Source organism: Nocardia farcinica (assembly GCF_029867845.1).
GTDB lineage: Bacteria > Actinomycetota > Actinomycetes > Mycobacteriales > Mycobacteriaceae > Nocardia > Nocardia farcinica_A.
On the sequence record NZ_JARWRU010000254.1, the window covers coordinates 1 to 5,273 of the forward strand.

Here is a 5,273-nt window from a genome sequence, read left to right on the forward strand (position 1 = left end):
GTCGAGGTAGACGGTCAGGTCGGCGTCGGCCTGGCGCAGCCAGGAGTCGAAAGCCGCGCGCGCCGCCGCCAGGGTGGTGCGCCCGACCGCCGTCGGCACCAGCGCGTCCGGCGGTTCACCGAGCCTGCGCGCGGCGAAATCGCTGACCGCGCGCTCCCAGGCGTCGTAGTGCGGTCCCGCGGTGGCGGCCAGCGCGGGCACCGAGGCGATGAGATGCATGCGGGTCCGCAACTCCTCGACGTCCTCGGCGCGGTAGGTGTTGGCGGCCACCACCACCCGGCGCACCGCGGTCATCATCGGCACCTCGTCGGGGACCGTGGCGAAGGCCCGGCGCAGCGCGTCGACCTCGGCGTCGAACTGGTGCCAGAGCACCTCGGCCTTGCTGGGGAAGTAGCGGAAGAAGGTGCGGCCGCTGATGCCCGCGGCCGCGGCGATGTGCTCGACGGTGGTGTTGTCGAAGCCCTGGTCGCTGAACAGGCGCATCGCGATCAGCTCGAGATCGCGCTTGGTGGTGCCGCGCGGGCGGCCCGGACGGGAGGTCGTCACGCCCCGATTATGTCAGCGGCTGAAAGTATTGATTATGTCACTGTGTGACGTTAATGTCCTGAACCATGATGGCCGATCTCACATCACCGGAGGCGGGCGCATACTCCGGCTCCGGGGTGATCCTCGCCATCCCGGTCGGCGCCACCGAGCAGCACGGGCCGCACCTGCCGCTGTCCACCGACACCGACATCGCGCTGGCGCTGTGCGCCGAACTGGCGCGGCGGCGACCCGATGTGCTGATCGCGCCCGCGCTGCCCTACGGCTCCAGCGGCGAGCACGCCGGCTTTCCCGGCACCCTCTCGATCGGCCAGCGCGCGCTGGAACTGGTGATCGTTGAGCTGTGCCGCTCGGCCACCGACACCTTCGACCGGCTGCTGATCGTCAGCGGGCACGGCGGCAATCTCGAGCCCCTGCGCCGCGCCGAGGCGCTGCTGCGCTCGGAGTCACGTGACGTCCGCATCCATCTGCCGACCTGGTCCGGCGACCCGCACGCGGGCCGCGCCGAGACCGCGCTGCAACTGGCGCTGACCCCCGGCCGGGTGCGTCTCGACCGCGCCGAGCCCGGCGACACCAGGCCGCTGCGGGAGGTCCTGCCGCTGCTGCGCGCGGGCGGGGTGCGCGCGGTCAGCGCCAACGGCGTCCTCGGTGACCCGGCAGGCGCCGACGCCGACGAGGGACGGCGCCTGCTCGACACCCTCACGAACGACTTGGTGGACAAGGTCCGGCACTGGTGGCCGGAGGACGAGGAAAGGGCTCCACGATGAACCCATGGTTCGAGACCGTCGCCGAGGCGCAGCGGCGCGCGAAGAAGCGGCTGCCGAAGTCGGTCTACGGCGCGCTGATCGCAGGCTCCGAGCGCGGCCAGACCATCGAGGACAACGAGCGCGCCTTCACCGAACTCGGTTTCGCGCCGCACGTGGCCGGACCGATCGGTGAGCGCGACCAGTCGACCACCGTGCTCGGTCAGCAGATCTCCATGCCGGTGCTGATCTCGCCGACCGGCGTGCAGGCCGTGCACCCCGACGGTGAGGTGGCCGTGGCCCGCGCCGCCGCCAATCGCGGCATCGCCATGGGGTTGAGCTCGTTCGCCAGCAAGCCGGTCGAAGAGGTGGTGCAGGCCAACCCGGCCACCTTCTTCCAGCTGTACTGGTGCGGGGGCAAGGACGAGATCAGCGAGCGCATGGCGCGGGCCAAGGCCGCCGGTGCGGTCGGGCTGATCCTCACCCTGGACTGGTCGTTCTCGCACGGCCGCGACTGGGGCAGCCCGCAGATCCCGGAGAAGCTGGACTTCAAGACCATGCTGAGTTTCGCGCCGCAGACCCTGGCGCGTCCGCGCTGGCTGGCCACCTACGTCAAATCAGGACGCATCCCCGATCTCACCGCCCCCAACATGTCGGTCGGCGGCGGTCCCGCCCCCGCCTTCTTCGGCGCCTACGGGCAGTGGATGGGCACCCCGCCGCCCGACTGGGACGACGTGGCCTGGATCTGCGAGCAGTGGGACGGCCCGGTCATGCTCAAGGGCGTCATCCGGGTCGACGACGCGCATCGCGCGGTGGACGCGGGCGTGGCCGCGATCTCGGTGTCCAACCACGGCGGCAACAACCTCGACGGCACCCCGGCCGCGATCCGCGCGCTGCCGGTCATCGCCGACGCGGTCGGTCACGAGGTGGAGGTGCTGCTCGACGGCGGCATCCGGCGCGGCAGCGACGTGGTCAAGGCCGTGGCGCTTGGCGCGCGGGCGGTCATGATCGGCCGTGCCTACCTGTGGGGCCTGGCCGCCAACGGGCAGGCGGGCGTGGAGAACGTGCTCGACATCCTGCGCGGCGGTATCGACTCGGCACTGCTCGGTTTGCGCAAGACCAGGGTCACCGATCTCGACCGCGGCGACATCGTCGTGCCGGAAGGCTTCGAGCGCGCGCTCGGGGTGCCGCAGGCCGCGCCGGTCGCCCGTGCGGCGGCGGCGTCGGCCTGAGCCGGGCCGAGGCCGAGGCAGACTGTCGCAGCCCCGCGCCCGGTCCGGCGGCGCGGGAGCGACGACCGAGCCGGGACGAGCGAGCGAGTCGCCCCTCCCGGCTCAGCCGTCGCGATCGGAGTGCCGGTGGTGGGCGAGCAGGGTGTCGTAGATGTCGGCGAGGGCGGCGAGCTGCTCGCGGTCGAGCACGTCGATCATGTGCCGTCGCACGCTGCGCAGATGCGCGGGCGCGGCGGCCGCGAGCACCCGCTCGCCCTGCTCGGTGAGCCGGGCGGCGGTGCGTCTGGCGTCGGCGGGAATCGGCTCGCGCGCCACCAGCCCGCGCTTGCTCATGCGGGTGATCTGGTGCGAGAGCCTGCTCTGCGACCACTCCAGCTTGGCCGCCAGCTCGGCGAAGGTCATCCGGTTGTCCGCGGATTCGGCGAGATAGGCCATTACCTGGTATTCGACGAAGGTGAGGTTCGAGTCGCGCACCGAATCGCTGCCCACCGCGGCGGCGATGGTGTCGCGACTGCGCACGAAGCCCCGCCAGGCGCGCATCTCCAGTTCGTCGAGCCACCGGGGTTCGCTCACGGCTCAGCCTCCACACTCCGACGCGTCATTGGAACAGGCACGGCGGTGCGCGTCAGGTCTCGAGTGGTAGCACCCGCCGCGCACCCGTGCAACCGCTCCCGACAAAGGGTTGCCTAACCACAAGGCGCTCGCAAGACCACCGATACGCTCATGGTCGCTCGAGACCAGCCCGGCTCGGGCCTCCGGCGTTCCTCGAGCCGAGCCGGACGCCTGTGCGCGAGCCGCCGTACCACCTCGAAGGAGTGCGATCCGTGACCGCCCCGGAATTCCGCTATTCAGATCTGCTGCCGATCGGCGCCGACGACACCCCGTACCGGCTGCTGACCACCGAGGGCGTCTCCACGTTCGAACACAACGGCCGCACCTTCCTCCAGGTCGAGCCGGAGGTGCTGCGGATGCTGACCGCCGAGGCCATGCACGACATCAGCCACTTCCTGCGCCCCGCGCACCTGGCCCAGCTGCGCCGCATCATCGACGACCCGGAGTCCTCGGGCAACGACCGCTTCGTCGCGCTCGACCTGCTCAAGAACGTCAACATCTCCGCGGGCGGCATCCTGCCCATGTGCCAGGACACCGGCACCGCCATCGTCATGGGCAAGAAGTCCGAGGGCGTGCTCACCGGCGTCGACGACGCCGAATGGATCAGCCGCGGTGTGTTCGACGCCTACACGAAGCTGAACCTGCGCTACTCCCAGCTCGCGCCCATCAACATGTGGGACGAGAAGAACACCGGCTCCAACCTGCCCGCCCAGATCGAGCTGTACTCGACCCCCGGCGGCGAGACGCAGCCGTCCTACAAGTTCCTGTTCATGGCCAAAGGCGGCGGCTCGGCCAACAAGAGCTTCCTGTACCAGGAGACCAAGGCCATCCTCAATCCCGAGCGGATGATCGAGTTCCTCGACGAGAAGATCCGCTCGCTGGGCACCGCCGCCTGCCCGCCCTACCACCTGGCCGTGGTCATCGGCGGCACCAGCGCGGAGTTCGCGCTCAAGACCGCCAAGTACGCCTCCGCGCACTACCTGGACCACCTGCCCACCGAGGGCTCGATGTCCGCGCACGGCTTCCGCGATCTGGAGCTGGAGGAGGAGGTCTTCAAGCTGACCCAGTCCTTCGGCATCGGCGCGCAGTTCGGCGGCAAGTACTTCTGCCACGATGTGCGCGTGGTCCGTCTGCCCCGGCACGGCGCCAGCTGCCCGGTCGCCATCGCGGTGTCCTGCTCGGCCGACCGTCAGGCGCTGGCCAAGATCACTCCCGATGGCGTGTTCCTCGAGCAACTCGAGCGCGAGCCCGCGCAGTACCTGCCCGAGCAGACCGACGAGATCCTCGGCGGCGACGTGGTGAAGATCGATCTGAACCGACCGATGTCGGAGATCCGCGCCGAGCTGTCGAAGTACCCGGTGAAGACCCGTCTGTCGCTGACCGGCCCGCTGGTGGTGGCGCGCGACATCGCGCACGCCAAGATCAAGGAGCGGCTGGACGCGGGCGAGCCCATGCCGGAGTACATGCGCGAGATGGCCGTCTACTACGCCGGTCCGGCCAAGACCCCCGAGGGCTACGCCTCCGGTTCGTTCGGCCCGACCACCGCCGGTCGCATGGATTCCTATGTCGACCAGTTCCAGGCCGCGGGCGGCTCGTTCGTCATGCTCGCCAAGGGCAATCGCTCGGCGCAGGTGACCAAGGCCTGCAAGGAGCACGGCGGCTTCTACCTCGGCTCGATCGGCGGCCCCGCCGCGCGCCTGGCGCTGGACTGCATCAAGAACGTCGAGGTGCTCGAGTACCCCGAGCTCGGCATGGAAGCGGTCTGGAAGATCGAGGTCGAGGACTTCCCCGCCTTCATCGTGGTCGACGACAAGGGCAACGACTTCTTCGCCGAGACCCAGAAGCCGATCGCGCTGCGGGTGCGCACCCGCTCCAGGGAACGCGTCTGACGCACAACGCATCCGGGGCCGCTGTCTGTCCGGGGGAGCGGCCTCCGGCGGCGGCGTGCGGACATCGGAATGTCCCTGCGTTCGCCGCTGTGCCGAGCGCGCTCGGTGCGGCACTCTGTACACCGGGATGTCACGCGTTGTCCTGCCGGGCATCCCGGGCACTGGAGCAGGCAGGCGCCGCGGAACTGGGTCCGCGGGTTGCTGATCGGATGACGGACAGATCCGTTCCACCCGGGCGGGTTCGGTCGGTGGGG

The 5,273-nt window shown here is 70.2% G+C and carries 5 protein-coding genes; 3 read left to right on the forward strand and 2 right to left on the reverse strand.

Features of this window, described 5'->3' with window-relative positions:
* On the reverse strand, positions 1–546 hold a 546-nt coding region (mftR, locus tag QH283_RS05245; protein ID WP_280501881.1), incomplete at its 3' end, for a mycofactocin system transcriptional regulator.
* Between the two features lie 65 nt (positions 547–611).
* Here mftR and mftE point away from each other — a divergent pair.
* Both mftE and mftD read left to right on the forward strand, forming a co-directional pair.
* Complete coding sequence (mftE, locus tag QH283_RS05250) at positions 612–1,310, forward strand: mycofactocin biosynthesis peptidyl-dipeptidase MftE (RefSeq protein WP_280501882.1); 699 nt, start codon at positions 612–614, stop codon at positions 1,308–1,310.
* The gene (gene mftD / locus QH283_RS05255) at positions 1,307–2,518 is read left to right on the forward strand and encodes a pre-mycofactocin synthase MftD (protein ID WP_280501883.1); all 1,212 of its coding nucleotides are present in this window, start codon (positions 1,307–1,309) and stop codon (positions 2,516–2,518) included. The genes mftE and mftD overlap by 4 nt, the downstream gene beginning before the upstream one ends.
* A gap of 102 nt (positions 2,519–2,620) precedes the next feature.
* Here the strand turns inward: mftD and QH283_RS05260 are convergent, their stop codons facing one another.
* A complete protein-coding gene (locus QH283_RS05260; RefSeq protein WP_280501884.1) occupies positions 2,621–3,091 on the reverse strand; it encodes a MarR family winged helix-turn-helix transcriptional regulator in 471 nt (156 codons plus the stop codon).
* A 251-nt stretch (positions 3,092–3,342) separates the two neighbouring features.
* On the opposite strand from QH283_RS05260, the gene QH283_RS05265 reads away from it, so the two are divergent.
* Positions 3,343–5,019, forward strand: coding sequence for a fumarate hydratase (locus tag QH283_RS05265; RefSeq protein WP_280501885.1), 1,677 nt, complete (start codon positions 3,343–3,345; stop codon positions 5,017–5,019).
* The last annotated feature ends 254 nt before the right edge of the window (positions 5,020–5,273 follow it).

Excerpts from the sequence above, each read along its gene's own strand:
- mftD (WP_280501883.1), top strand. The coding sequence starts at position 1,307 with ATGAACCCATGGTTCGAGACCGTCGCCGAGGCGCAGCGGCGCGCGAAG.
- mftE (WP_280501882.1), top strand. The coding sequence starts at position 612 with ATGATGGCCGATCTCACATCACCGGAGGCGGGCGCATACTCCGGCTCC.